This window comes from Pseudomonas sp. SIMBA_068 (assembly GCF_046534705.1).
Lineage (GTDB): Bacteria > Pseudomonadota > Gammaproteobacteria > Pseudomonadales > Pseudomonadaceae > Aquipseudomonas > Aquipseudomonas putida.
On sequence record NZ_JAWRYI010000375.1, the window covers coordinates 1 to 278 of the forward strand.

The 278-nt window shown below is 41.0% G+C and carries 1 pseudogene; it reads right to left on the reverse strand.

The features are described from left to right. A pseudogene (locus SB756_RS29600) lies at positions 1 to 278 on the reverse strand (DNA polymerase III subunit beta); the annotation flags it as partial.

Here is a 278-nt window from a genome sequence, read left to right on the forward strand (position 1 = left end):
CTGTGCAATCGCCAAGCGGTGTCCGTCGGTAGCCACCGTTTTAATATCGCTATTATCAACTTCAAACGACATACCGTTTAAGTAATAACGTACATCTTGGTTTGCCATTGAAAAGTGCGTGCTTTCAAGTAATTTACGAAGCTCTAAACGCGTTAGTTGAAATTCAACTTCACCATCCCATTCTTCTAAATTGGGGAAGTCAGCCGCTGATAACGTTGTAAGTGAAAAACGACTTTTACCACTCGTTAATAACAACTGGTGGTCTTGTAAGCTTAACG